We start from the raw sequence: 25604 nt of genomic DNA, 5'->3' as shown, positions 1-25604 counted from the left end.
CACCACTCTATACGCCTCCCCCACGGCGACAATCCGGAGCCCCGCCTTGGACCTGCGCGCGCACTTCTCCCGTTTCCTCTCGGCCGATCCGGGGCGGCTGCACTTCGCCGCGCATAGCCACCACCCCTGGCCCGACGTGACGCGGGAGGCGCAGATCCGCGCCTGGGACGATGCGGCCCGGATGCAGGACGACAAGTGGGAAGCGGTGCTGGGCCCGGTGACGGAGGCCTGCCGCGCCCATGTGGCAGGGCACCTGAACCTGCCCGATCCCTCCACGCTGGTCTTTGCGCCCAACACGCACGACTTCGTCCGCCGCATCCTCTCCTGCATGCCTCTCAGCGGGCCCTCCGGCCGGGCGACGCGGGTGCTGACGACGGATGGCGAGTTCCACTCCTTCGCCCGCCAGGTCGCGCGGCTGGAGGAGGAGGGGCTGGTCGCCGTCACCCGCCTCCCCTCCGAGCCCGGCGGCGACTGCGTGGCGCGGCTGGCCGAGGCCGCCCGGGAGGGCTTCGACCTGATCTGGGTGAGCGAGGTCTTCTTCCACTCCGGCTACGCGCTGACCGGGCTGGAGGCGCTGGCGGAGGCGGCGGGCGATGCCGTGCTGGTGATCGACGGCTACCACGCCTTCATGGCGCGGCCCGTGGACCTATCCGGCATCGCGCACCGGGCCTTTTTCACGGCAGGCGGGTACAAATACGCCATGGCCGGCGAGGGCTGCTGCTTCCTGCACTGTCCGCCGGGCCTGCTGCCGCGCCCGCGCGACACGGGCTGGTACGCCGCCTTCGGCGCCCTGGCCGCCAGCGACGGTGGCGTGGGCTATGCACCGGGCGGGAACCGCTTCCTCGGCGCCACCTTTGACCCCTCCGGCCTCTATCGCCTGGACGCGGCGATGCGCTGGGTGGCTGAACAGGGGCTGACGGCGGCCGCGATTCACGACCACGCGGTGACGCTGCAAGAGCGTTTCTGCGCCGGCCTCCAGGGAACGGGGCTGGATCCGGCGCGGCTGGCCGTGCCGCTCTCAGAGCCGAGCCGCGGCAACTTCCTGGCCTTCGACCTCGACGACGCGGAGGCCTGGCAGGCACGGCTGCACGCGGCGGGGATCGTGACCGACCGGCGCGGGCGGCGACTGCGCTTCGGGTTCGGCCTCTATCAGACGGCGGAGGAGGTGGATGCCGCCCTGGCGCGGATCCGCCGCCTTCCCGGCTGAGGAGCCGGGGAGCGAGGACCGGCGATCCCCTGTCGGCCGTTCCTGACGGCGACGAACCTGACATGAACTGCCGGGCGTTCACGCGGATCGTCGGCAGAGCCGTGGCGCAGACGCCGGATGCCAGGGTTCCGGACCTGGGCGCCTCCTCGGTTTAGAGCCGGCCGCGCACCGTCCACAGCTCCGGGAAGAAGCGCCGCTCCAGCGCGCGACGCAGATAGGCCACGCCGGCAGAGCCGCCGGTGCCCGTCCGCATCCCGATCACCCGCTCCACCGTGGTGACGTGCCGGAAGCGCCACTGCTGGAAGGCGTCCTCCAGGTCCACCAGTTCCTCGGCCAGCTCGTAGAGATCGAAATGCTGCGCGCTGTTCCGGTAGATGACCTCCCAGGCCCGCACCACGCCCTCATCCTCGGCATGCGGCGTGGCGGGATCGCGGTTCAGCACGCCGTCCGGCACGGCAATGCCGCGCCGGGCCAGCAGGCGAAGGGATTCCTGGTAGAGGGAGGGGGAGTCGAAGGCCTGGCGCAGCCTGGCCGTCAGCGCTGCGTCGTGCGCGTGCGGCTTCAGCATGAACTCGTCCCGCGCCCCCAGCAGGATCTCCATCATCCGGTACTGCCAGGACTGGAAGCCGGAGGACTGGCCGAGCACGTCCCGGAAGGAGAGGTAATCCGCCGGCGTCATGGTGGAGAGCACGTCCCAGGCCTCCACCAGCTGCCGCTGGATGCGGGAGACCCGGGCCATGCCCTTGAAGGCCGGGCGCAGGTCGTCCGCCCGCACGCAGGCCGTCGCCACCTCCAGCTCCCGGATGATGAGCTTCATCCAGAGTTCCTGGACGTGGTGGATGACGATGAAGAGAAGCTCGTCGTGCTTGTCGGAGAGCGGGTTCTGCGCGGAGAGCAGCGTGTCCAGCTGCAGGTAGCCGCCATAGGACATGGTGCGGGAGAAGTCGGTCGCGAGGCCGCGCCCCTCCTCCTTTGCATGGTCGGGCGCGTCCACCGACGCGCCCGCTGGCGCCTGGTCCGGCGCGTCAGCCACGGCGCCGCGCCTCGGCCACCAGCCGCTCCAGCTCGGAGAGTTCCACGGCGCCGGGAATGAGGGTGTCGCCGATCACCAGGGCGGGCGTGCCCTCCAGCTGCAGGCGCTGCGCCAGCGCCACGTTGGCCTGGATGCGCTGCATGATCGCGGGGTCGTCCATGTCGCGCCGCAGGCGGGCCCAGTCGAGTCCCGCGCGCTGCGCCTCCGCCTGGATGACCTGTTCCGTGGGCTCCGTCCGCAGCTTCAGCAGCGCGTCGTAGAGCGCCTCGTACTTGCCCTGCTTCTGGGCGGCCAGCAGGGCGCGGCTGGCGACGACGCTGTTCGGCCCGAGGATGGGCAGGTCCTTCATCACCACGCGGATATTGCGGTCCCGCTGCAGCAGGGTCTGCATGTTCGGGTAGAGCGCCTTGCAGTAGCCGCAGCGCGCATCGAAGAACTCCACGATCGTCACGTCGCCCCGGGCATTGCCCTTGATGGGGTCGCGCGCGTCGTTGAACAGCGCGTCGTGGCTGGCGGCGAGGGCGGCGCGCTGGCTATTGGCCTGCTCCGTCCGCTGCGCCTCCTGCATCGCGCCGACTGCGTCCCGCAGGATGGAGGGGTCGGACTTCAGCGCCTCCCGCAGGATGGAGACGATCTCCTCCCGCTGCTGGGCGGAGAAGGCCGGGGCCGTGGCGGCAGGCGGCGTCGAGGCGGGGGCCGGTGCCCCGGCCTGGCCACTGGTTTGGGCAAGGGCCATGCCGCCGGCCAGCACCAGGGCCGCGCCCGCCATCAGGATCTGCTTCATCGGTTTCCGTATCCTCTGCCGGGGAATCCTCTGCCTGGGACTGGCCGAGGTCTGCCCCTGGCGCGGGCCTCAAGGGGGAAGCCTATCATGGGCCGCGCCGCTCCGCATTCCAGTCCAGGGCCGGTGAAGGTGGCCTTCGCGCCCTGCCCCCCTTGCGTCCCGGCGCCACCGGGTGCGAGGAACGCGGCGATGACGACCACCGCGGGAATGGCCCAGGACAGAATGGCGAACCCTGAGAATTCCATCGCGCGGCGACACGGGGCAGCCGGGCGGGCAAGGGTCCTGGCCCTTTCCCTGGCCATGGGGGCGCTGGCGGGCTGCTCCACCATCGACCGTGTGAGCAACGCGATCACCGGCGGCCCCTCCCTCCAGCCCGGACAGGCCGGCTACGTGCAGGGCTTCCTCGGCAACGTCGCGGCGGAGGAGCCGCGCGCGGCCCTGGTCGCGCGGGACGTCCTCTCGGCCGGTGGGTCGGCCGCGGATGCGGCAGTGGCAGCGGGCTTTGCCCTCACCGTCACCCTCCCCTCCCGCGCCGGGCTTGGCGGCGGCGGTGCCTGCCTCGGCTATGACCCCCGGCGCAACGAGATCGAGGCCTTCCTCTTCCAGCCCGGTGCGCGCGAGGGCGTGCCGCGCGGGGCGGACCGGCCCGCCGCCATCCCGATGATGGCCCGAGGCCTCTTCGCCCTCCATGCCCGCCAGGGGCGCCTGCCCTTCGAGCGCACGATTGCCCCCGCGGAGGGAATGGCCCGCTTCGGCACCCCCGTCTCCCGCGCCCTCTCGGCGGACCTGGCGGCCGTGGCGGGACCCCTGATGGCCGATCCCGTCTCCCGCGCCGTCTTCGCGCCCGGCGGAAATCCGATCGCCGAGGGCGCGGCCCTGACCCAGCAGGAACTGGCCTCCACCCTCTCGAGCATCCGCACCGCAGGGGTGGGCGACCTGCACCAGGGCGGGCTGGCGCGGCGCGTGGAGGAGGGCAGCAGGGCGGCCGGTGGCTTCCTGACCGTCGCCGAAATGCGGAACGCCGTGCCCCAGGCCGTGGCGGCGGCGCAGGAGCGGGTGGGATCGGACGTGCTGGCCACACTGCCCGCCTCCGTGGACGGCGGCGCGACCCTGGCGGCCTTCCGCGCCACGGCCGCGGGCAGCGCGCCCCCCGTCGTCGCCGGGAACTTCGGCGCCAGCACCTCCTTGGTGGTGCAGGACCGGGATGGCGGGGCGGTGGCCTGCGCCTTCACCATGAACAACCTGTTCGGCACGGGGCGGATGGTGCCGGGCATGGGCTTCCTGCTGGCCCCCGCGCCGGGGATGGGTGGGGTGCAGCCGGTGCCGCTGGGCGCGGTGCTGCTGGCCAACCTGAACGTGAAGACCATGCGCTATGCCGGGGCTGGATCGGGCCAGGGCGCGGCGCCGGCCGCCGCCGGGGGCCCTGCCGGGCTGCATCTCGGCCGGCGCGTGCCGCTGGCCCAGGCCATCGCCTCCGGCGCGCCGGAGCCGGGGCGCGGCGTCGCCGTCTCCTGCCAGGGCAGCGTCCGCGCCGCCAACTGCTCGGCGGTGGCCGATGCGCGCGGCTTCGGCGTCTCCACCGGGAACGACTGAGGTGCCGGAAGTCCAGGGGGGCTTCAAGGTCGGGCGGGGCGCCAGCGCGCCGCCCTTCCTCGTCATGGACGTGATCGCGGCCGCCAATGCGCGCGCCGCCGCCATCCCGCCGGGGCAGCCGGGCATCCTGCGGATGGAGGTGGGGCAGCCCGGCACCGGCGCCCCTCGCGGCGCCGCGGAGGCCGCCGCCCGCGCCCTGCGGGACGGCCACCCTATGGGCTATACGGAAGCCTTCGGCCTGCCCTCGCTCCGCGCGCGCATCGCAGCCCGCTATGCCGGGCACTATGGCGCCGCGGTGCCGATGGAGCGGATCGCGGTGACGGTGGGCGCCTCCGGCGCCTTCCCCCTCGCCTTCCTCGCGGCCTTCGACGCGGGGGACCGGGTGGCGATGGCCGCGCCCTACTACCCGCCCTATGCCAATATCCTCACCGCGCTCGGCATGGTGCCGCTGCTCCTGCCCTGCGACGCCTCCACCCGCTTCCAGCCGACCGTCGCGATGCTGGAGGCGCTGGACCCGCGCCCGGCCGGGCTGATCGTCGCCAGCCCCTGCAATCCCGCCGGCACGATGCTGGCGCCTGAAGAACTGCGGAACATCGCCTGCTGGTGCCACGCCAACGGGGTGCGGCTGATCTCGGACGAGATCTATCACGGCCTGTCCTACGGCACGGAGGAAGCCACGGCCGCCGCCCTCTCGCCCAGCGCAATCGTGGTGAACAGCTTCTCCAAGTATTTCAGCATGACCGGCTGGCGCGTGGGCTGGACCGTGCTGCCCGAGGACCTGGTGCGGCCGGTGGAGCGGCTGGCGCAGAACATGTTCATCTCCGCCCCCCACGTGGCCCAGGTGGCGGCGGAGGCGGCCTTCGACTGCATCGAGGAGTTGGAGGCGAACCGCGCCACCTACCGCCGCTCCCGCGACCTGCTGCTGGCCGGGCTGCCGGAGGCAGGGTTCGACCGGATCGCGGCGGCGGACGGGGCCTTCTACATCTGGGCGGATGTCGGGCACCTCACCAACGACAGCCCCGATTTCTGCCGCCGGATGCTGGATGAGGCGGGGATCGCTGCCACCCCGGGGGTGGATTTCGACCCGGAGCGCGGGACCCGCTTCCTCCGCTTCAGCTATTGTGGGCCGGAGGCAGACATGGCCGAGGCGCCGGCGCGGCTGCGGCGCTGGCTTCGGGGCTGAGAGGCGCCTGCCGGAACGGTCCGGCGCCCGGGCGCACCGCGAAAATGCGAGGGCGGGCGGTTCGCAGGTCTCAAGTTGCGGAAATTGGTTCTAGAAGCAGGGCAGCATAGGGGCGCTTCGAAAGGGCTGGCCGCTGTTCGCGTACAAAACTGACGAGCGGCCGACGCTCCTCCTGAACGTCGCCCCCAGTGCCGCACCGAGGCGGGTGTTTCGGGAGCGGCTGCGGGCGGCCCTGCCCGATGTCGCGCTCCTCCTCCTGGTGCTGGTGCAGCTATGGCCCTTCCTTTCGGCCTTTCACGGGTCCGCGGACGACAACTTCTGGCAGTTCGCGTTCCTGACCACGCTCGACCGCCCGGCCGCCCTGTTCGATGAGGTGCGGAAGCTGGCGGAGATGCAGGGGCGCCTGGGCATCTTCCCGGCCATGCCGCTGGTCATGGCCGGTTCCCTGATGGCGGAATACGCCTGGGGGCGGGTTCTTGCCGTCGGCATCTTCGGCGCACTCATCCTGGCCTTCTGCCACCTTGCCGCCCGGCGCTTCCGCCTGCCGCTGACCCGTCCGGCGCTGCTGCTGACGCTCTGCCTCACCCCGATGGCGGAGCACCACCTGCCGCCCAACGCCTTCCCGCTGCTCATCACCCTGCCGCTGCTCGGGCTTTTCGCGCTGCACCTTCCCCTGGCAGGACCGGCAGGTCTGCGGCGCGCGGGGTGGGTGGCCGCCGTGCTCGCCCTCGCGGCGGCGATGCTGGTGCTGGAATACGCTCTGGTCGCCGGCTTCGCCCTGGCGGCCCTGGCCGTGGTCACCGCGGCGCCGGGGAAACGGGGCCGGGCGATGCGGCTGCACGGCACCGCCCTCGCGCTCTCGGCCGGTCTCTACCTCGCCTACCGCCTCTCCTTCCCGAGCCACTATACCGGCAATGAACTCGGCGGTGCCTCGCCCGCCGAGGTGCTGGGCCTGCAGGCGCGGCATGTCGCCAACGGCACGATCCTTCCCTACCTGCCGCACCTGGCCCTGGGCCGCCTGGACTTGGCGGTTGCGGCCCTGGCCGGGCTTCTCGGCGCCGCGCTGGCGCTGCGGCTGCTGCCCGGCCTCGCCCGCGCCCTCCGGCCGCGCCTGGCGCCGGGGATCCTCCTCTGCTGCGTCGGCTGGGCCTTCGTGAACACGCTGCCGCACGCGCTGACGCCGAAGTACCAGGCCTGGTGCCGGGCTGGGGACTGCACCTACGTCGATTCCCGCGTGGCGGGGCTGGCCGCTGGGCTGGCGGCGGCTGTGGCGCTGGCGGCGCTGATCCGGTTCGCGGGGCGATGGGCGGGTGCGGCCCGGGCGCTCACCCTGGTGCTCGCGGGGGTGGTCGGGCTGTCGGGCGCCCTCGCCTTCCTGCACAATCGCGCCGCCGCCCGGGAAATGGGGGAGCGGGAGCGCGCCTTCGCCGTGCTGCGCGAGGCCGCCTGCGAGCGCGACACCGCCTGGATCACGGGCCCGGCCGCACTGCAGAGCCTCGGGCGAACGGTGCGCTGGCACCTGCCGCCGGCCGAGGTGCCGCCGGCCCAGGTCTATCTGAAGGCCTATGCCGAGGGGCTGGGAAGGCTGGGCCTGGCCTGCCGGCCCCTTCCCTTCGCGCCGCGCCCCTGGCCCCTGGAATTCCTGGGCTGGGCCCCGCCGGAGGCGATAGGCCGCTGGTCCCTCGGCGGGGCCGCCATCCTGCGGCTGGCCGGCGGGGCGGATGCGGCGGGCACCGTCCTGTCGCTTGCCGCCTATGTATCGCCGGGGCGGGAGGCCCAGAGGGTGGTGGCGCGGATGGGCCCTGGCCCGGGCTGCGCCTTCGAGCTGGGCAAGCATCCGCGGGAGATCCTGGTGCCACATGGCCAGAAAGGCTTGCAGGGCGCCGAGGCAACGACCCTGGTACTGGAAACGCCCGAAGCGGTGAGCCCCAGCACCGTCGGCGACAGCGAGGACCCGCGGATCCTCGGCGTGTTCCTCGCCGCCGCGCGCCCGCTGCGCCGAGGGGAGGACCCCCGTGGCGTCCTCGATCTCCGGCGCTGTGGAGAGTAGGGCATCTGGGCCCGCATCTTGCAGTCTCGCCCTGCGGGCCCTGGACCGAGGCGCCGTGCCGCCCGCACTAACCTGACCTTCTTTCCCTGACTTCCCTGGACATGCCGATGAACCGCCGTTCCTTCCTTACCCTGCCGGTCCTGTCCGCGCTGCCGCATCCCGCCGCCGCCCAGGGGCGCCCCACGCGGCTGATCGTGCCCTTCCCCGCCGGTGGGGCCACGGACGCCGTCTCCCGCCTCTTCGCGCCGCTCCTCGCACAGCGGATGGGCACGACCGTGGTCATCGAGAACCGCCCCGGCGCGGGCGGCGTGCCGGCGGCTGAGCTGGTGGTGCGGGCGCCGGCCGATGGGCTGACGCTGCTCCTCGCCACCTCCTCCATCCACTCCACCGCGCCCGCCACCGGCGCGAACCTGCCCTATGACGTGGAGAAGGACTTCACGCCGCTGGCGCTGATCGGGGCGGCGCCCTCGCTCGTGCTGGTGTCTCGGACCGTGCCGGTGGACGACCTGCGCGGCTTCATCGCCTGGGCGAAGGCGCGGCGGGGGCAGGTGAACTACGGTTCCTCTGGCGTCGCGACCACGCCGCACCTGAACGGGGCGCTGCTGGACAGCCTGGCCGACCTCGGCATGGTGCACGTGCCCTATCGCGGCACGGGCGCAGTCTATGCGGAGCTGCTGCGGGGCGACGTGCACGTGCTGCTGGACGTTCCGGCGACCGCCGCATCCCACATCGCGGCTGGCACGGTGAAGGCGCTGGCCGTCACCTCCGCGCGGGAGACGCCGCTGGCGCCGGGCATCCCGACGGGCGAGGCGGCGGGGCTGCCCGGCCTCGTCTCCGAGACCTGGTTCGGCATCTTCGGGCCGGCGAACATGCCGCCCGCCCTGGCGGCGCGCATCACGGAGGCATCGCGGGCCGCGGCATCCGATCCGGATCTGCGCGCGCGGCTGCTGGGCCTGGGCGTCGATCCCCGCGCGGGCGACGGGGCGGCGCTGGCCGAGGCCGCGCGGGTAGAGCGGGAGCGCTGGACCGGGCTGGTGCGGCGGCTGAACATCCGCGCGACGGAGTAGGCGCGGCGCTTCGTCGGAACGGGGCGGCGCCGGAGCCTCTCAGAAAAGGCCCGGCGCCGGGTGCTACAGGCTGACCCAGCCCTCCGGTGGCTGCTTGCCCGGATGCAGCGTGCCGCAATGCGGGCAGGTGCGCTTCTCCTCGCTGGCGTAGAACTCGGCATAGAGCGGGGGAAGGTCCTTCACGATGTCCTTCACCACCAGCTCGATCCGATAGACCTTGCCGTTGCAGTTGAAGCAGTACCACTCGAAGGCGTCCTTCACGCCCTCGGCCCGCTTGCCCTCCACCACCAGGCCGACGGATCCGGGCATGGGGCGCTGCGGGGAATGCGGGACGTGCTTCGGCAGTAGGAAGACCTGGCCTTCCCGGATCGGGATGTCCTGGATGCGGCCGTCCATATGGACCTTCAGCACCATGTCGCCGCGCAGCTGGTAGAAGAACTCCTCCACCGGGTCGTCATGGAAGTCCACGCGCCCGTTCGGGCCGCCGACGATCTGCACCACCGTCTCCGCACCCTCGAAGAGCAGCTTGTTGCCGACGGGCGGCTTCAGCAGGTGCTCGTTCTCCGCGATCCAGGCCTTGAAGTCGAAGGGCTTCCTCATCGTCTCACTCCGCCGCATGGGCCGTGGTGGGGGCTTGCGCGGGCCGCTTCAGCCCGCAATCCGCGAAGGCCGCGCGCATGGCCGCCTTCTCCTCCTCCGTCAGTTCCAGCATGGGATAGCGCACGGCGCCGCCGGTCTGCCCCAGCAGGTCCTGCCAGTACTTGCCATGGGCCTGCGGCTTGTCGCCCGGGCGCACCGCCTTCAGCGCGCGGCGCACGGGCTGCAGGCTCCCCCACACCGCCCGCGCCTCCGCGTGGCGCCCCGCGAAGGCCAGGTCCGTGTACTGCCGCATCCGCTTATCGGCCGCCGTCTGCAGCAGGTAGGGCGGGGAGGAGCAGAGATAGACCTGCCAGTTCAGCTCGATGATGTTGTCGAGCCACTCCTCCTCGCTGGCGGTGGAGACGATAAGGTCGTCGCCCGCCAGCCGCGTCAGCTCCGCGTACATCTCGCGCGGCACGCTGTACTTGATCGCCACGATGTTCGGCAGCTTCGCGATGCGCGCGCAGAGCTGCGGGGACATGAGGTAGCCGCTGTCGGGATGCGACCACATGGCGATGCCGATGTTCACGCGCTCGCTGATGTGGCGGTAGTAGTTCCAGAGGATCTCGTCCTGCCCGTGCACGAAGTGCAGCACGGGGGCGTGGACCACGATGTAGTCGGCGCCGATCGCCTCCGCATGCGCGGCCAGCTCCAGCACCGTGTCGAGGTTCTGGTCGGAGCAGGACATGATCGTGCGCTTGCCGCATTCCCGCGCCACCTCCTGCGCGATGTCGAAGCTGCGCTTGCGCTCCTCCACCGACATGGAGAAGAACTCGCCCTGCTTGCCGGAGACGAAGACGCCGTCGATCTCCAGGTCGCGGAACCAGTGGCGGAGGTTGGCGCGGAAGCCCGCCTCGTCCATGGCCCCGTCCCCAGGCCGGAAGGGCATCAGCGCCGCGCACCAGATGCCGCGCAAATGCTGCCTCGCATGGGCCTTGGCGTCCTCGCGCCGATACGCTGCGCTCATCGTCCGCTCCCTTCGTCGTCGCGCGGCGCGTGCAGCGCCCGCCAGATGGATTCCTGCGTCAGGGGCAGGGACAGCGCCTCCGCCCCGATCCCCCGCGCGGCCAGGGCATCGGCCACGGCATTCACCACCGCGGCCGGCACGCCGATGCAGCCGGCTTCCCCGACACCCTTCGCACCGAGTGGCGAGTTCAGCGCGGGCGACGGCTGCTCGGGATGGGCGAGCCGGAGATCCCCCGGCGCATCATCGGCGCGCGGCAGCGCGTAGTCCATGAAGGAGCCGCTGAGGTTCTGCCCGGCCGCGTCATAGGCCACGCGCTCCAGGAGGGCCTCGCCGACGCCCTGCATCATGCCGCCGATCATCTGTCCGCGGGCGAGGACGGGATTTACCACCGTGCCGATGTCGTCCACCCAGTGCAGGCGCTCGATCCGCGGCACGCCGGTTTCGGCGTCGATCCCCACCAGGGCCAGCACGGCGCCGGCGGCCCAGGATTCGCCCGGTGCCTCGAAGCGCGCCTCGGCGGTGAGCGGGCCGGCGGCGGCGATGGCGGCCCAGGAGACGTGGCGGCCGGGATCGCCGGCCACGGCGAAGCCCCCGGGCGCCGGGTGCAGCAGCGCCTCATCCTCCTGCAGCAGCCCCGCCGCGACCGGGCGGGCCAGTGCCTCCAGAGCCTCCGCCGCCTTCACCAGGGCGCCGCCGCCGATCCCCGTGGAACGGCTGGCCAGGGCGCCGATGCCGGGCGGGGTGGTGGCGGTGTCGCCGTGCAGCACCGCAACGTCCTCCGGCGCCAGGCGCAGCGCATCCGCCACGATCTGCGCGAAGGCGGTTTCCCGCCCCTGGCCCTGGGCGGTGCTGCCGGTCGCCGCCGCGATCCGGCCATCGGGGCGGAGGGCGATGCGCGCGCTCTCCCATCCCGCGCCGCAGGGCTCGACATAGACGGCCAGCCCCAGGCCGAGCACCTCGCCCGCGGCACGGCGGCGCGCGACCTCGCTCTCGATCCCGTCGCTCATCGCGAGCACCTGCCGCAGCAGGGCGGGGTAGTCACCGGAATCCAGCATCTCGCCCATGGGAGTGCGGTGCGGCAGGGCGGAGGCCGGCAGCAGGTTGCGGCGGCGGATCTCGGCGGAGCCGAGGCCGGTGGCGCGGCCAGCCTCCTCCATCAGCCGCTCCATCAGCATCGCGGCCTCCGGGCGGCCGGCGCCGCGATAGATGCCCATGGGCGCGCGGCGGTCGAAGCGGCCTTCCAGCGCGATGGAGACGGCGGGCACGTCGTAGGGTCCGGGCAGGCAGCGCGCGGCATTGCGGCCGGGCACGGCGGCCGAGTACGGCAGGCGATGGCCGAGCGGGGCGGCGATGGTGGCGCGCAAGGCCACCGCCCGGCCTTCCGCATCCAGGCCCAGCTCGCCGCGGAGGGTCAGGCCACGGCCCTGCGTCGCGGTCAGCATCTCCTCTCCGCGCATGGCCTGCCAGAAGACAGGACGGCGGAGGAGACGGGCGGCCAGGGCGATCGCCGCCTCCTCCGGGTGGATGGAGGCCTTGGCGCCGAAGGAGCCGCCGACATCCCCCGCCACGACGCGGATGCCCTCCGCGGGGATGCCGAGGATGGCGGCAAGGTCCGCCCGCGCGCGGTGCGGTGTCTGAGTGGAGAGGTGCAGGACCAACCCGTCGCCCTCCGGCACGGCAAGGGCGGCGCGCGGCTCCATGGCGGCGGGGGCCAGGCGGCTGTGGCGAATTTCCACCTGCACCCGGTGCGCCGCCCCGACCAGGGCGGCGGCCGCGTCGCCCTGCGTCCAGTTTGCGGCGAAACAGGGCTCGGTGTCGTCGGGGTCGCCCGGCCCGGTCTTCACCAGCACGGCCTCCGCCCCGTCCCGCGCCGCCGCCTCGCTCTCCGCGAGCACGAGGGCCAAGGCTTCGCCCACCGCCGCCGTGATCCCATGCCCCAGGGGGCGGAAGCGGGCCTCCGGCAATTCCGGGAAGAAGCGGTTCACCGCGGGCTGGCCCAGCGGGCCGAACTCCCCGGCCGTCAGGACGGCAACCACCCCTGGGGTGGCCCGTGCCGCGGCGGCGTCGATGCCCTCGATCCGGCAGCCCGGCTCCAGGGCCCGCACGAAACCGGCGTGGAGGCAGCCGGGCGGGCGCGGGACATCCGCCGTGAAACGGCCGCGGCCCGTCAGAAGCGCCGCGTCCTCGCGCCGGCGCTGCGGGCGGCCGATCCAGCCCTCTGCCCCGCCCCGCACAGTGCGTCCGTCCCCGGCGAAGCCTTCCGGCATGATGCCCCTTTCCCTGACCCACCCATTCCAGGCCGGGTGCGATCCATCTAACAAGGGCGATGTTCAGATGGACCGATCGGGAACGGCGATGGATCTGACCACGCGGCAACTCCGCGCCTTCCTGGCCGTCGCGGAATGCGGCGGCTTCACCGCGGCGGCGCGGCGGATGGGCTGGGTACAATCCGCCGTCTCGGCGGGCGTGGCGGAGTTGGAGACCGCGATCGGTGCTCGGCTCTTCGAGCGGTCCTCCCGCCGCGTGGCGCTGACCGTGGCCGGGGAGCGATTCCGCCCCCGCGCCGCCGCGCTGCTGGCGGATCTGGCCGGAGCGGTGGAAGCGGCGAAGGGCGCGCAGGAGGCACCGCGCCTGGTGATTGCGACCGTGCCCCTCCTCGCGGCCACGCTCCTGCCCGGCGGGATCGGGGCGCTGCGGCGGGCGGTGCCAGCCGTCCGGCCCGCGCTGCTGGAGGTTTCCGCCACCGAGGCGCAGGCCATGGTGGCGGAGGGCGCGGCCGACCTCGCCGTGGGCACCTTCCCGCCGACGGGGGATGCTGGGCTGATCGCGAGCGGCCTGGGCCGCGACGCGCTGATGCTGTTCCTGCCCGCCGGGCACGCCCTGGCCACCGGCACGCGCCCCTTGCCCTGGCGCGCGGTGGAGGGCGAGGCGGAGATCGCGCTCACCGCCCGCTCCGCCTTGCGCGAACTGGTGGATGCGGCGCGGCTGGCGGCCGGAATCCCGCCCTGCCCACCGGCCTTCGAGGTGGCGCAGATGAGCACGGCCATTGCCCTCGTCGCCGCCGGCCTCGGCATCGCCGCCCTGCCGGAGGCGGCGGTGCCGCTGGCGCCGCGCGGCGGGGTGCGGGTCCGGCCCCTGGACCGGCCGGCGGTGCAGCGGGAGATCACCCTGATCCATCGCGCCGGCGCGGCCGGGCACGTCCTTTCCGCCGTGGAGCACCTCGGCGCGGTGCTGGAGGAGGCGCTGCGGCGGCGGATGGTGGATGGCCCGGGCCGGCGACGCGGCGGGTCCGTCCCACCGAACTAGCGGAGGGCCAGCACCACGCCTTCCTCGGGACCGAGCTGCCATTCAGCGGTGACGGGCGCGGTGTCCCGCCCGGGCTGGGTGGAGAGAAGCAGGTCGGCTCCCGCGACATCGCCCGGCAAGGCGAGCCGTGCCGGGGATTGCGCGAAGTTCAGCGCAACGAGGAGCCGCACACCGCCCCGCCGTCGCTCGAAGGCCAACACCTCGCCCTCCGTCGCCACCGAGACGTAGTCACCCGTGCTCAGCGCGGCGTGCCCCCGACGGAGGGCGATGAGGTGGCGATAGAGGTGCGGAAGGGAGTCCGGATCGGCGGAAAGGGAGGCAACGTTTCGTTCGGCCCTGTCCTCGTTCAGCGGTAGCCAGGGACGGCCAGTGGTGAAACCGGCATTCTCCCCCGCGTCCCAGGGCATGGGCGTGCGCGCCGGGTCTCGCCCGAGGCCAAGGCCGGGCTCGTTCCTCTCCCACGGGTCCTGCGCGCGGTCGGGCGGGATGGCCACGTTCTCCAGGCCCAGCTCGTCGCCGTAATAGAGGGTGGGCGTGCCCCGCAGGGTCAGCAGCAGCATCGCGGCCAGCCGCGCCCCGCCCCGCCCGACGCGGGAGGCGATACGCTTCTGGTCGTGGTTGCCCAGCACCCAGTTCGGCCATCCGCCGGGGGGCAGCGCCGCCTCGTACTCCGCCACGATGCGGGCGATTGCCGCGGCATTCCAGGCAGTGAAGATGAGCTGGAAGTTGAAGGGCAGCTGCGCGCCCTTCATGTCCCGGCCGTAATAGGCCATCAGCCGTTCCAGCGGCAGGTAGATCTCGCCGATCAGCACGCGCTCCTCGTACTCGTCGAGGACGGCGCGCATCTCCTCCACCACCTCCAGCGTCTCCGGCCGATCGGCGGAATAGACCTGCAGGAGCCTGTTGATGCTGGCCTCGTGCGGCTGCCAGGCGGGGTTGGGCGGGTTGTCCCGGAACCGATCATCCTTCACCAGCAGCCAGATCACGTCCACGCGGAAGCCGTCCACGCCGCGGTCCAGCCAGAAGCGCAGCGCGTCGTACATGGCCCGGCATACCGCGGGGTTGCGCCAGTTCAGGTCGGGCTGCACTTTCAGGAAGCTGTGGAAGTAGTACTGGCCGGTCGGCGCGTCGAACTCCCAGCCGCTGCCGCCGAAATTGGCGAGCCAGTTGTTGGGCGGTCCGCCGCCCGGCGCGGGGTCGTGCCAGATGTACCAGTCCCGGTAAGGGCTCTCGCGCGAGGTGCGGCTTTCCAGGAACCAGGGGTGCCGGTCCGAGGTATGGTTCGGCACGAAGTCGAGGATCACCTTCAGCCCGCGCGCATGCGCCTCCGCCAGCAGGCGGTCGAAGTCCTCGATCGTGCCGAAGATCGGGTCGATGCCGCGGTAATCGGCGATGTCGTAGCCGAAATCGGCCATGGGGGACGGGAAGACGGGCGAGATCCACACGGCGTCCACGCCGAGCCAGCACAGGTGGTCCAGCCGCCGCCGGATGCCCTCCAGGTCGCCGATGCCGTCCCCGTTGCTGTCCTGAAAGGAGCGCGGATAGATCTGGTAGACGACGCCGTGCTGCCACCAGAGGGTGTCGGACATGAGGGACCTCCGATGGGAGGCGCGGGCTTCCCCGGTGCCATCCGCGTGACGAGGTGCCGGGGATGCCCCGGCCCGCGAGTGAACCCTCCGGGGCGAAGGGGGTTGCGGGCCGTGGCCCGGCGCGAGCGGCAGCCCCCGACCGGAACGCGGGTTCAGCGCGCCGGCACGCCCGTCAGGACCAGAACAGCAGGAACACCGCCGCGCCGATCCCAAGGGGAAGGAAGGGGCTGACGCGGGTGAGGAGCAGCAGCGCGGTGGAACCGGCCGCGACGGCCCAGGCCAGCCAGCCGCCCTCCGCCGCGCGCAGAACGGTGGCGGAGGCCGCGAGGATCATCCCGGCCGCGACCGGCGCCAGCCCCGTCTCCACGACGCGCTGCCACGCGGCGCCCCGGTGCCGCGCCCAGACCCGCGCGAGGCTGTAGACCAGCAGGGAGGAGGGCAGGAAGATGCCGGCCGAGGCGAGCAGCGCCCCCGCCCAGCCGGCCGCCTGCCAGCCGACGAGGGTGGCGAGCAGCGAGCCCGGCCCGGGCGTGAGGCGCGACAGGGCATAGAGGTCCAGGAACTGCGCGTCCGTCATCCAGCCCTGCACCGCCACGGCCTGGCGGTGCACGTCGGCGATGATGCTCTGCCCGCCACCGATGGTGAGGAAGGAGAGCGGGACGAAGACCTTCAGGATCTGCCAGAGGCGATAAAGCAGCACCTAGCGCCCTTCCCCGCCCGCGCCGCGCAGCCGGTACCAGGCGGCTGCGAGGCTGACCGGCGCCATCACCAGCACCACCGCGAGCAACGGCAGGCGCAGGAAGAACAGGGCGAAGAAGGTGGCCAGCAGGATCAGCGCCGGCACGGGCGAGACGGCGGCGCGCCGCGCCGCGCGGATGCCCATCTGGAGCGAGAGCCCCACCGCTGCCGCCGCGATGCCGCTGAGGATGACATGGGTCAGGTGGTAGTGCGCGACCTCCGCGAAGAGGGCGGCCGCCGCGATGGCGGCGAACATGGCCGGCACCACCATGCCGAGCGCGCTCACCAACGCCCCCGCGCTGCCGGCCAGGTGGTAGCCAATCCAGATGGAGAGGTTGACGACGTTCACACCGGGAAAGGCCTGGGCCAGGGCGAGGCCGCTGAGGAACTCGCCCTCATCCAGCCACCGGCGGCGCTGGACGAATTCCCGCATCATCCAGCCGCTGAGGCCGCCGCCGAAGCTCGTCAAGCCGATCTTGGTGAAGGCCAGGAAGAGCTGCATCAGACCCGGGGAGGCCGGGGCGCCGGTCATGCCGGCGGGTGCTGGGGCCATGTCCGCTCTGCCGCAGATGCCATGGCCCAAGCTCTAGGCCCTTGCCGGGCATCCCACAATGCGCGCCAGGTCAAGCGGGCGCCCGGAGGGTCCGCTCGATCGCATCGGCCACGGAGGCGGCGTTCTGGCGCAGGAACTCGCGCCCCTTCTCGGCCGTGGCGGCGGCCGGATCGCCGAAATACCCCATCGGCGTGACCTTCAGCGCCTGCTTGCCGCCCTGCCGCCAGACCTTCAGGTCCTCCATCCCCAGGTTGGTGGGCCTGAGGCCGGGGATCAGCTCGCAGCGGCAGGCCTCCATGCACTCGTGCAGCAGGACGGAGGTCTCGGATTCCCCGGCATGGATGTCGAGGTTGCCCGGTGTGCCGCTGGATGCCTTGCCGTAGGTGACGAGGCGGGGATCGGCCGGGTCCAGCTCCAGCCGGTCCCGCATCACGGGGGCGAGGACGAAGTGGCCCTCGATCGTCTCCGGGCCGCAGCCCGCCACGATGCCGTCGTAGATCGTGCGGTTGTGCTGCGCGTCGCCGTGGCCGGAGAGGCAGAAGATGCGGCGGAAGCCGTCGCCGCCCAGGGACGCGAAGACATCCTTTATCAGCTCGATCATCACGGGCGCGCGCACCTTGATGCTGCCGGGGAAGCTGCTGCTGACGGCGTTGATGCCCCAGTAGAAGGGCGGGGCGATGATGCTCTCGATCCCCCGCTCCGCCAGCAGCGCCTTCGCCTGCCGCAGCACGGCCATCGGCACGTAGACATCGGTGGCGAGCGGCAGGTGCGGGCCGTGCTGCTCGATGACGCCCAGCGCCCAGAGCACGACGGCGCCGCGCTCCGCCGCCTCGGCCACCTCGGGGTAGGTCATATCGGCCATGGTGTCGGTGAAGACGGAGTAGCCCGTGCCGTTCCGATCCGCGCTCATGCGTTCCTGAATCCTTCCATCGCGGGGATCACGCCCGCTTCATGTTCCAGAAGAGCGGCATGCCCGGCACGCGCCCTTCCAGGTTCCGCCTCATCACGGTGTTGGAGCGGAAGGCGCCGAGGGGCACGAAAAGCACCTCCTCCAGCGCCACGGTCTGCATCCGCCCGGCCACCGCCTTGCGTGCCTCCGCATCCGGCGCACGGAACCACTCGTCGCGCAGCGCCTCCAGCTTCGGGGAGGTCGGCCAGCCATTGGCGCCGGCGGTGCCGTTGCCGCGCAGCACGGCATTGGCGCCGGGGTCGAACAGGTCCAGGCCGGGGAAGAAGGTGGCGTAGCTGGACCATCCGCCCTTCTCCAGCGGCTCCCGGTTCGTGGTGCGCTGGAGGATGCTGCCCCAGTCCGTGGAGACGAAATCCAGGTTCAGGCCAATGCTGCGGAACAGCTCCCCCGCCACCTGGCCCAGCGCCGCCTGCGCGCCGACATCCATGGCCACCAGCAGCCGCGCGGGCTCGTTGCTGTAGCCGCCCTCCTTCAGCAGGGCCTTCGCGCGCTCCACGCTGCGCGGCGCGAGGATCGGCTCCAGTCCGACGCGCGTGGCATATGGCGATCCCGGCGTCACGATGCCGGCGTCGCTGACATAGCGCTTCGGGTCCGGCCCGATCACCGCCGACATGAAGGCGGCCTGGTCCACGGCGGCCAGCAGCGCCTGCCGGACCTTCACGTTGTTGAAGGGCGCCTGCAAGTGGTTCAGCCGCAGATAGGCCGGGCGGAGGATCAGCTCCAGCGGCTCGATCCGCAGGCCGGCGCTGCGCGCCAGCATCGGCTCCAGGTCCGGCTCCGGTGCCTCCACCCAGTCCTGCTCGCCGGACTGGATGGCGGCGGCGGCGGTGGAGGCGTCGGGGATCACCGTCCACTCCACCCGGTCGAACCACACCTGCTTCGGGCCCGCCACGAGGCTCGGCGTACCGTTCGGGGCGGGCCGATAGCCGGCGAAGCGCTCATAGGCGAAGAAGCTGCCGGGGTTCATCTCGTCCGCCCTGAAGCGGAAGGGGCCGGAGCCCACGACCTCGCGCACCTGCTGGAAGGGATCCGTCCTCGCCAGCCGCTCCGGCATGATGAAGGGGATGGGCGCGCCGACATGCCCCAGCGCGTGCGGCAGCAGCGGGAAGGGCTCCTTCAGGCGGAAGCGGATGCGGCGATCGTCGAGGGCGGAGAGCTCGTCCGTGAAGTCCATCAGCTTGCCGCCAATGGAGGCGCGGCGCGCCCAGCGCCGGATGCTCGCCACCGCATCGGCCGCCCGCACGGGCTCGCCGTCGTGGAAGGTCAGGCCAGGGCGAAGGGTGATGGTGACGATACGGCCGCCATCCTCCAGCACATGCCTTTCGGCCATCTGCGGCTGCGGCTCGTAGTTCGCGTCCATGCCGTAGAGGGTGTCGAACACCATGTAGCCGTGGTTCCGCACCACGGCCGCCGGGGTCCAGATCGGGTCCACGCTGAACAGGTTGCTGTGCGGCACGAACTTCAGCGTGCGGGCAGAGGCCTGGGCGTGGAGGGCGGGCGCGTAGGTCGCGGCGGCCCCTGCCAGGGCCAGCTTCAGGGCATTGCGTCGTCCGACCATGGTGGAACATCTCTCCGCGCCAGCGCGGCGTCATTGTTCGTTCACGGAACCGCCGCCGGTAGCCGAGAAGCGGAGAACTGGCATCGAAAACGCTTATCGAGCGGCGCTGCCAGCCCTCGCGGAAGGGTGACAGGGCGGGCGGCGCCGCTTCGCGGGACGAAACGCGTTAGGCGGGATGCGAGCGAGGCTCGGGGCCGCCCCTGCCCCGGCACGAGAGATCGGAGCGGCCATGGAGATCACCTTGAAGGTGAACGGGACGGAGCGGCACCTGGCCGTTGACGTCCGCACCACCCTGCTGGACGCGCTGCGCGAGCACCTGGACCTGACCGGTACGAAGAAGGGCTGCGACCTCGGCCAGTGCGGCGCCTGCACGGTGCTGATGGATGGACGGCGCGTCCTGTCCTGCTTCACCCTCGCCGTCGCGGCGCAGGGGGCGGAGGTGACGACGATCGAAGGCCTGGCGACGGAGGACGGGCCGCTGCACCCCATGCAGCAGGCCTTCCTGGAGCAGGACGCCTACCAGTGCGGCTACTGCACCCCCGGCCAGATCCTTTCCGCCATCGCCTGCGTGGAGGAGGGCCATGCGAGGACGGATGACGAGATCCGGGAGTACATGAGCGGCAATCTCTGCCGCTGCGCCGCCTACCCCAAGATCGTCGCCGCCATCCAGCAGGCGAAGCCGCAGATGGAGCGCGCCTGAGATGCGCCCCTTCACCTACGAGAGGCCCGACGCCACGCGGGAGGCGCTGAAGGCGGCGGCCGCGCACGCCGCACCGCCCGGAGAGGGCCGGATCCGCGCCCCGGCCCACTATCTGGCCGGCGGGACCAACCTGCTGGACCTGATGAAGATCGGCGTGGCCCACCCATCCGCCCTCATCAACATCGGCCCGCTGCACACCGAGCACGGGCGCATCGAGGCCAGTGTGGAGGGGCTGGCGCTCGGCGCCCTCGTCCGCATGGCGGAGGCGCAGGAGCACCCCGCCATCCTGCGCGACTACCCGGTGATCGCGCAGACGCTGCAATTGGCCGCGAACCAGCAGCTGCGGAACATGGCCAGCCTGGCCGGCAACGTCCTGCAGCGCACGCGCTGCAACTACTTCCGCGACCCGAGCTGGCGCGCCTGCAACAAGCGGGAGCCCGGCACGGGCTGCGCGGCGCTGGAAGGCAACAACCGGCATCTCGCCGTGCTCGGCGTCAGCGATCATTGCATCGCGCACTATCCCGGTGACTTCGCCAATGCCCTGGCGGCACTGGGCGCCGATGTGTCGATCCTGGCCTTGGACGGCACCGCCCGCCGTATCCCCTTCGAGGAGCTGCACCGCCTGCCCGGCGACACGCCGCATGTCGAGACGGCCTTGCAGCCCGGAGAGCTGATCACGGGTTTCCATGTCCCCGCCGGTCCATGGACCCGCCGCTCGCTCTACGTGAAGGTGCGGGACCGAGAGTCTTTCGCCTTCGCGACCGCCTCCGCCGCCGTGGCGCTGCACATCGAGGCTGGTGAGGTGCGGGAGGCGCGGATCGGCCTAGGCGGGCTGGCGGCCAAGCCCTGGCGCGCGCGCGAGGCGGAAGCCGCGCTGCGCGGGCGCCGGCTGGACGAGCACACGGCGCAGGAAGCGGCCGAAGTGGCCTTCTGCGGCGCCGTTACCCACAGCGAGAACGGCTTCAAGCCGGAGCTGGGCCGCCGCACCCTGGTGCGCGCCCTTCTGCAAGCTGCCGAGATGGAGGCCTGATCCCATGCCCGACGGCACCACCCCGCATTTCGGCCCCGCCACCATCCGCATCGATGGCCGCGCCAAGGTCACGGGCGCCGCGCGCTACGCCTCCGACGAGACGGTGGAGAACCCTGCCTGGGCCTTCCTCGTCACCAGCAGCATCGCCCGTGGCCGCATCCTCGGCTTCCGGCTGGACGAGGCCCGGGCCGTGCAGGGCGTGCTGGACATCCTGACGCATGAGAACGTGGGCGGCGAGGCGGAGAAGCCCAAGCCCATGGCGGGCGGCGACACCACGGAGACGATGGAGTCCGACCGCATCTGGCACGACGGCCAGATTATCGCCGTTGTCGTCGCCGAGAGCTTCGAGGCGGCGCGCGAGGCCGCGCACAAGGTCCGCCCCGACTACGAGGAGGAGGCGCCCTCCGCCAGCTTCGGCAGCGCCGGTGTCGTCGAGGAGGTCCGAAAGGCCGGGGAGCACAAGGACTACCGCGTCGGCCACGCCGAGCGCGCCTTCCGGGACGCGGAGTTCCGAGTGGACCAGCGCTACGGTACGCCCACCCAGCACCACAACCCGATCGAGCTCTTCACCACCACCTGCGAGTGGCGGGACGGGAAGCTGACGGTCTACGAGCCCAGCCAGTTCGTCTACGGGCTGCGCGGCAATCTGGCGAAGCAGCTCCGCATCGCGCCGGAGAGCATCCGCGTCGTCTCGCGCTATGTCGGCGGCGCCTTCGGCAGCAAGGGCGGCATCACCGCGCGCACGGCCTGGATCGCAGTCGCCGCGCGTCGCGTGAGGCGGCCGGTAAAGCTGGTTTCCACGCGGGACCAGGGCTTCACCATCGTCACCTACCGTGCGGAAACGCGGCACCACATCCAGCTCGGGGCCGATCGCAACGGAAAGCTGACCGCCTTCCGGCACGAGGGATGGGAGGTCACCTCCCGCCCCTCGCAGTACAATGTCTCCGGCACGGAAACGACGGCACGGATTTATGCTTGCCCGAACATCCTGACGAAGGTGAACATCGTCCACGCGGACCGCAACACGCCGGGTTTCATGCGCGCCCCGCCCGAGGGGCCCTATATGTACCCGCTGGAATGCGCGATGGACGAGCTGGCCTTCGCGCTCCGGATGGACCCGATCGAGCTGCGGCGGATCAACGACACGCAGACGGATCCCGCGACCGGCCTGCCCTTCAGCTCCCGCTCGCTGATGGAGTGCTTCGACAAGGGCGCGGCGCGCTTCAACTGGTCGGCGCGCAACCCCGTGCCCGGCGCGACGCGGCAGGGCGACTGGCTGGTCGGCTACGGCTGCGCCACCGCTGCCTATGCCGCCAATATCGGCGCCTCCAGCGCGCGGGTGACGCTCACCCCCGACGGGCGCGCCCGGGTTCAGATCGCGGCGCACGAGATCGGCAATGGCGCCTACACCGTCCTTGCCATCACCGCCGCCGAGCAACTCGGCCTGGACGTGGCCGACGTGGCGGTGGAGCTGGGCGACACGAACCTGCCGGCCGCCGGGCTCGCTGCTGGGTCGAACCACACCGCCGCGATCAGCCACGCCGTCGCCAAGGCCTGCGACGGGATCCGCGAGCGCCTCGCCCGCGCCGCGATTCTCGCCAATGACAGCCCCTTCGCCGGCGGGGACCCAGCCGCCATCACCCTCTCCGGCCGCGCCCTGAACGGGCCGGGCGGCGCGCAGGAGTCGCTGGCCCGCGCCCTGGCCCGCACCGGGGAGGGCCCGCTGGAGGTGACGGCGGAGAACATCCCCAAGGGCCTGCCGCCGGATGCCATGGAGAAGGTGCGGCAGGGCCAGATGGCCATGTCCCGCGGCCACAGCCGCGACGACGTGACCGCCTACGCGTTCGGTGCGCAGTTCGTGGAGGTGCGCGTCCACGCCCGCACGCGGGAGGTGCGAGTGCCCCGGGCCCTGGGCGCCTTTGCCTCGCCCCGGATCGTCAATCCCATGGCCGCGCACAGCCAGTACATGGGCGGGATGATCTGGGGCATCGGCGCCGCACTGCACGAGAAGACCGAGATCGACCCGGTCGCTGCCCGCTACACCAACGACAACATCGCGGAGTACCTCATCCCCGTGAACGCCGACGTGCGGAGCGTGGAGGTGCTGATGGTGCCGGAGAAGGACGAGACGGTGAACCCGCTGGGGATCAAGGGGATCGGCGAGATCGGCATCGTCGGCATGAACGCGGCCGTCGCCAATGCCGTCTTCAACGCCACCGGCCGGCGCGTGCGGGACCTGCCCATCCGGATCGAGGATCTGCTCTGACGCCGCACATCAGCCCCGGTCCGAGGTATCAACGGTGAGGGACGGCCGGGCGCCGGTGGGTCTAGCGAGGTGCATGTCCTTCCCCGCCTCGCCGGGCCGGCCGCTGCTGCCCGCCCCCACACCCCGCATCGATTGGATGGTCGAACAGGCGATCCGGACGATCAATGAGAGCTGGCGCATCCTCGCGGCCAGCTATGCCGCGGATATCTGGCCTCGCTTCCGCACCGCTGAGCAGGCCGGCACGGCCGAGGCACCGTTCAAGGGGTCAGATGGCAGGCGGGCTGCCCGCCCCCTTGAAGCCCGCCGGGCCGCCTTTCATATCGCTCCTCCGATTGTTACCCCCCTTTCCGGAGGATGCGCGTGAGCGAGACGGTAGAGCGCCATGAATTCGGCGCCGAGGTCGGACGGCTCTTGGACCTGGTGGTCCATGCCCTCTACTCGGACCGCGAGATCTTCCTGCGTGAACTGGTGGCCAACGCGGCGGATGCCGTCGACCGTCGCCGCTTCGAGGCCCTGACCGGCGCGGCGCCTGGCGTGCCGGAAGGCGCCGCCGTGCGGGTGGTGCCGGACAAGGAAGCCCGGACCCTGACAATTTCCGATCCCGGCATCGGCATGAGCAAGGCCGAGATGGCGGAGAACCTCGGCACCATCGCCCGCTCCGGCACGCGGGCCTTCACCCAGTCCCTGGCGGATGCGAAGCCGGGCGACCGGCCGAGCCTCATCGGCCAGTTCGGCGTCGGCTTCTACTCCGCCTTCATGGTGGCGGAGCGGGTGGAGGTCACCTCCCGCAAGGCCGGCGCCGAAGAGGCCTGGACCTGGACCTCCGAGGGCAAGGGCGACTTCACGCTGGCCCCCGCGGAGCGCGCCGAGCCGGGCACGGAGATCGTGCTGCACGTCAAGGCGGATGCGGAGGAGTACCTGGAGCCGATCCGGCTGCGGACGGTGATCCGCAAATGGGCGGACCACATCACCGTGCCCATCACCGTCGCCGAGGACGGGAAGGACGAGCCGGCGAACGAGGGCACGGCCCTCTGGCGCAAGCCGAAGTCCGAGATCACCGCGGAGGGCTACACGGAGTTCTACCGCCACCTCGGCCACAACTTCGACGAGCCCTGGGCGACGCTGCACTGGCACGCCGAGGGAACGGTGGAATTCACCGCCCTTCTCTTCATCCCGGGGATGAAGCCCTTCCAGGTGGTGGAGGGCGAGCGGGAGAGCCGCGTGCGCCTGCATGTCCGGCGCATGTTCATCACGGACGAGGCGGCGTTGCTGCCGCCCTGGCTGCGCTTCGTGCAGGGCGTGGTGGATACGGAGGACCTGCCGCTGAACGTCTCGCGCGAGATGCTGCAGGCCACGCCCGTGCTGGCGCGGATCCGCAAGTCCGTGACGAACCGCGTGCTGTCCGAGCTGAAGACCCGCGCGAAGGAGGGCGAAGGCTACGCGACCTTCTGGGAGAATTTCGGCCCGGTCCTGAAGGAGGGGATCTACGAGGACACGGAGCACCGGAAGGACCTCGCCGGGTTGCTGCGCTTCCGCTCTTCCGCCGTCGAGGGCTGGACTTCCCTGGCGGACTACGTGGCCCGCATGAAGGAGGGGCAGGAGGCGATCTACGTCCTTTCCGGCGATTCGACCGAGGCGCTGGCGAAGTCGCCGCAGCTTGAGGGCTTCCGCGCCCGCGGCGTCGAGGTGTTGCTGCTCTCGGACGGAATCGACGCCTTCTGGCCGGAGCGGCTGGGCAGTTTCGAGGAGAAGCCGATCCGCAGCATCACCCAGGGCTCGGTCGATCTCTCGAAGATCGGCGGCGAGGACGTGGCCCAGGGCGAGGCAGCCGATGTCTCGAAGCTGGTCCCGCTGCTGAAGGACGCGCTGAAGGAGGATGTTTCCGAGGTGCGGGCCACGGACCGGCTGGTGGACAGCGCCGTGGTCCTCGCCGCGCCGGAGTTCGGCCCGGACCTGCATATGCAGCGCCTGCTGCAGCGCGCGGGCCGGGACTTCGGCGCGATGAAGCCCGTGCTGGAGATCAACCCCCGCCACCCGCTGGTGCGCGGCCTGGCCGCGAAGGCCGAGGCGGGCGATGTGGCGGACGCGGCCGGCCTGCTGCTCGATCTGGCCCGGGTGCAGGACGGCGACACGCCGCGTGATCCCGCTGCCTTTACCCGCCGTGTGGCGGAGGCGCTGGCGGCCAGCCTGGGCTGAAGGCTTCCTCCTTCAGGGCTATCCGCTGAGTGATAGCCCTGGAGGACAGTCTGGTCGGGATGCGGGCCCTTCGCCCGGCCCGGCTTCCGCCCGCGCCCAGGGCAGAACAGGGAGGGGGCAGGTCATGCTCAGAGCAGCAATCTCCGCCATCCTGTGCGGCCTGTCCTTCCTCGCC

General features: G+C 72.0%; 20 protein-coding genes. 10 read left to right on the top strand and 10 right to left on the bottom strand.

The genetic code is table 11. From position 1 onward, the window contains the following. Positions 1 to 46: 46 nt before the first annotated feature. A complete protein-coding gene (locus J5Y10_RS01810) occupies positions 47 to 1207 on the top strand; it encodes an aminotransferase class V-fold PLP-dependent enzyme (protein ID WP_209369986.1) in 1161 nt (386 codons plus the stop codon). A gap of 151 nt (positions 1208 to 1358) precedes the next feature. On the opposite strand, the gene kynA is transcribed toward J5Y10_RS01810, so the two are convergent. Next, the gene (gene kynA / locus J5Y10_RS01805) at positions 1359 to 2240 is read right to left on the bottom strand and encodes a tryptophan 2,3-dioxygenase (RefSeq protein ID WP_342452806.1); all 882 of its coding nucleotides are present in this window, start codon (positions 2238 to 2240) and stop codon (positions 1359 to 1361) included. Then, positions 2233 to 3024 carry a DsbA family protein gene (locus tag J5Y10_RS01800; RefSeq protein WP_245214188.1) on the bottom strand — a complete coding sequence of 264 codons (792 nt, stop codon included), beginning with the start codon at positions 3022 to 3024 and terminating at the stop codon, positions 2233 to 2235. The genes kynA and J5Y10_RS01800 overlap by 8 nt, the downstream gene beginning before the upstream one ends. 189 nt (positions 3025 to 3213) lie before the next feature. Here J5Y10_RS01800 and J5Y10_RS01795 point away from each other — a divergent pair, with 189 nt between their 5' ends. The 4 genes from J5Y10_RS01795 to J5Y10_RS01780 all read left to right on the top strand — a co-directional run bounded on the left by J5Y10_RS01795 (position 3214) and on the right by J5Y10_RS01780 (position 8917). Then, complete coding sequence (locus J5Y10_RS01795) at positions 3214 to 4617, top strand: gamma-glutamyltransferase (protein ID WP_209369984.1); 1404 nt, start codon at positions 3214 to 3216, stop codon at positions 4615 to 4617. Between the two features lie 64 nt (positions 4618 to 4681). Beyond that, positions 4682 to 5800, top strand: coding sequence for a pyridoxal phosphate-dependent aminotransferase (locus J5Y10_RS01790; RefSeq protein ID WP_245214239.1), 1119 nt, complete (start codon positions 4682 to 4684; stop codon positions 5798 to 5800). A gap of 205 nt (positions 5801 to 6005) precedes the next feature. Then, positions 6006 to 7850: a hypothetical protein gene (locus J5Y10_RS01785; RefSeq protein ID WP_209369980.1), complete on the top strand. Its 1845-nt coding sequence runs from the start codon at positions 6006 to 6008 to the stop codon at positions 7848 to 7850. Between the two features lie 107 nt (positions 7851 to 7957). Next, positions 7958 to 8917, top strand: a complete 960-nt coding sequence (locus J5Y10_RS01780; protein WP_209369978.1) for a Bug family tripartite tricarboxylate transporter substrate binding protein — start codon at positions 7958 to 7960, stop codon at positions 8915 to 8917. Positions 8918 to 8980: 63 nt separating this feature from the next. On the opposite strand, the gene J5Y10_RS01775 is transcribed toward J5Y10_RS01780, so the two are convergent. From J5Y10_RS01775 to J5Y10_RS01765, 3 genes are read right to left on the bottom strand one after another with little or no spacing between them, the layout of a single operon-like run. Further along, entirely contained in the window at positions 8981 to 9517 is a 537-nt protein-coding gene (locus tag J5Y10_RS01775; RefSeq protein WP_209369976.1) for a 3-hydroxyanthranilate 3,4-dioxygenase, read from the bottom strand. 4 nt (positions 9518 to 9521) lie between these two features. Further along, on the bottom strand, positions 9522 to 10523 hold the full coding sequence (locus J5Y10_RS01770; RefSeq protein WP_209369974.1) for a dihydrodipicolinate synthase family protein: 1002 nt from the start codon (positions 10521 to 10523) through the stop codon (positions 9522 to 9524). Further along, positions 10520 to 12790, bottom strand: a complete 2271-nt coding sequence (locus J5Y10_RS01765; protein WP_209369971.1) for a xanthine dehydrogenase family protein molybdopterin-binding subunit — start codon at positions 12788 to 12790, stop codon at positions 10520 to 10522. The genes J5Y10_RS01770 and J5Y10_RS01765 overlap by 4 nt, the downstream gene beginning before the upstream one ends. An 88-nt stretch (positions 12791 to 12878) precedes the next feature. On the opposite strand from J5Y10_RS01765, the gene J5Y10_RS01760 reads away from it, so the two are divergent. Continuing rightward, complete coding sequence (locus J5Y10_RS01760) at positions 12879 to 13829, top strand: LysR family transcriptional regulator (protein WP_209369969.1); 951 nt, start codon at positions 12879 to 12881, stop codon at positions 13827 to 13829. Here the strand turns inward: J5Y10_RS01760 and J5Y10_RS01755 are convergent. The 5 genes from J5Y10_RS01755 to J5Y10_RS01735 all read right to left on the bottom strand — a co-directional run bounded on the left by J5Y10_RS01755 (position 13826) and on the right by J5Y10_RS01735 (position 19237). Next, positions 13826 to 15418, bottom strand: coding sequence for an alpha-amylase family glycosyl hydrolase (locus tag J5Y10_RS01755; protein ID WP_209369967.1), 1593 nt, complete (start codon positions 15416 to 15418; stop codon positions 13826 to 13828). The genes J5Y10_RS01760 and J5Y10_RS01755 overlap by 4 nt on opposite strands. 172 nt (positions 15419 to 15590) lie before the next feature. Then, the gene (locus tag J5Y10_RS01750) at positions 15591 to 16118 is read right to left on the bottom strand and encodes a chromate transporter (RefSeq protein ID WP_209369965.1); all 528 of its coding nucleotides are present in this window, start codon (positions 16116 to 16118) and stop codon (positions 15591 to 15593) included. Beyond that, on the bottom strand, positions 16119 to 16709 hold the full coding sequence (locus tag J5Y10_RS01745; protein WP_209369963.1) for a chromate transporter: 591 nt from the start codon (positions 16707 to 16709) through the stop codon (positions 16119 to 16121). Between the two features lie 70 nt (positions 16710 to 16779). Further along, complete coding sequence (locus J5Y10_RS01740; RefSeq protein WP_209369961.1) at positions 16780 to 17619, bottom strand: creatininase family protein; 840 nt, start codon at positions 17617 to 17619, stop codon at positions 16780 to 16782. Positions 17620 to 17647: 28 nt separating this feature from the next. Then, positions 17648 to 19237 carry an ABC transporter substrate-binding protein gene (locus J5Y10_RS01735; protein ID WP_209369959.1) on the bottom strand — a complete coding sequence of 530 codons (1590 nt, stop codon included), beginning with the start codon at positions 19235 to 19237 and terminating at the stop codon, positions 17648 to 17650. 229 nt (positions 19238 to 19466) lie between these two features. Here J5Y10_RS01735 and J5Y10_RS01730 point away from each other — a divergent pair, with 229 nt between their 5' ends. The 4 genes from J5Y10_RS01730 (at position 19467) to htpG (ending at position 25429) form a co-directional block, all read left to right on the top strand. Further along, positions 19467 to 19937 (top strand): (2Fe-2S)-binding protein, encoded by a 471-nt coding sequence (locus tag J5Y10_RS01730; RefSeq protein WP_209369957.1) that lies wholly within the window; start codon positions 19467 to 19469, stop codon positions 19935 to 19937. 1 nt (position 19938) lies between these two features. Continuing rightward, on the top strand, positions 19939 to 20967 hold the full coding sequence (locus J5Y10_RS01725) for an FAD binding domain-containing protein (RefSeq protein WP_209369955.1): 1029 nt from the start codon (positions 19939 to 19941) through the stop codon (positions 20965 to 20967). Positions 20968 to 20971: 4 nt separating this feature from the next. Further along, the gene (locus J5Y10_RS01720) at positions 20972 to 23233 is read left to right on the top strand and encodes a xanthine dehydrogenase family protein molybdopterin-binding subunit (protein ID WP_209369953.1); all 2262 of its coding nucleotides are present in this window, start codon (positions 20972 to 20974) and stop codon (positions 23231 to 23233) included. Between the two features lie 360 nt (positions 23234 to 23593). Further along, positions 23594 to 25429, top strand: a complete 1836-nt coding sequence (htpG, locus tag J5Y10_RS01715) for a molecular chaperone HtpG (RefSeq protein WP_342452805.1) — start codon at positions 23594 to 23596, stop codon at positions 25427 to 25429. Positions 25430 to 25604 lie beyond the last annotated feature (175 nt).

This window comes from Roseomonas indoligenes, assembly GCF_017813365.1.
GTDB classification, from domain to species: domain Bacteria; phylum Pseudomonadota; class Alphaproteobacteria; order Acetobacterales; family Acetobacteraceae; genus Roseomonas; species Roseomonas indoligenes.
Note: the sequence above shows the minus strand (reverse complement) of the source record. Positions and strands in the feature narration are given on the sequence as shown.